The sequence below is a fragment of the Pontibacterium granulatum genome (assembly GCF_029961155.1).
GTDB lineage: Bacteria > Pseudomonadota > Gammaproteobacteria > Pseudomonadales > Balneatricaceae > Pontibacterium > Pontibacterium granulatum.
In genome coordinates, this window is the sequence record NZ_JASBRH010000060.1 from 1 (window position 1) to 1000 (window position 1000).

Annotated in this window: 2 protein-coding genes; both read left to right on the top strand. The window is 53.6% G+C overall.

What is annotated here, in order from left to right; translation table 11 throughout:
* Window positions 1-624 (top strand): TRAP transporter small permease (locus QKW35_RS21215; RefSeq protein WP_282356384.1); only part of this gene is annotated, 624 nt, incomplete at its 5' end.
* 3 nt (window positions 625-627) lie between these two features.
* Window positions 628-1000 (top strand): TRAP transporter large permease subunit (locus QKW35_RS21220; protein WP_282356386.1); only part of this gene is annotated, 373 nt, incomplete at its 3' end.

The following is a 1000-nucleotide window of genomic DNA, read 5'->3' on the forward strand; positions in this document are numbered from 1 at the left end:
GAGGCCAAGATCTACGATTACGATCCTGACCTCAGCACCCATCCAATTCCTCCTCACCTGCACGCAATCCCAGAACAGCCGAACAACCCGGTTGACGGCTATCTGATGCGCTTTGAACGCCTGCTGAACTGGCTCTTCCGTGGCATGATGCTGCTAGCGGGTATGGGTCTGGCGTTCCTGATGTTCTCGCAGGTGATCATGCGTTATGTGCTGGAATCGCCTTTTACCGGCATCGAAGAAGCCTCCATTTTGTTGGCGGTTTGGATCTACTTCCTCGGCATGGGCTATGCCACCCGTGAACGTGAACATATCCACGGCGGCATCGTCAGCCTGGTGGTTAAAGATCCGTACAAGGTAAACATGATTCGCTTTATCGGCTCCATGACCTGCATGATCGCGGCAATTATCTTCGGTTACTTCGCCTGCAAATATGCGTTTAAAGAGCTGGATCGTGGTCGTGTATCCGTCAACCTGCGCTGGCCGCGTGGTTTGTGGAGCGCCAGCATGATCGTTGGTTTTGCGATGATGGTGGGCTACTTCCTGCTGGAAACAATCAATGAATTTCGCGACCTGCGCCGCACACGCCGTGCCCGCAAGAAAACAACATCTACTCAGGAGGTATAAGCGATGACGTTATTTCTGATCTCGATGCTTATCGTTGTTGTCCTGATTTTGATCGAAATCCCGGTGGCCTTTGCCTTCGGTATCGGTGCGGTACTCTTTTCCTTCCTCACCGGCAACAACATCTCATTCCTGATCCCGCACGGTTTTAAAACCGCCAGTGGGTTTGCCCTGCTCGCCCTGCCCCTGTTTATATTTGCCGGGCTGTTAATGGCCGAAGGTGGGATTTCGGAACGCCTGCTGAACTTTGTAAACTCCGTGGTTGGCCGAATCAAAGGCGGCCTGGGTGCGGTAACCGTTCTGACCTGCGCCCTGTTTGGCGCGATCTCCGGTTCCTCTTCTGCTGCGATTGCAGCCGTTGGCCAGATCATGATTCCAC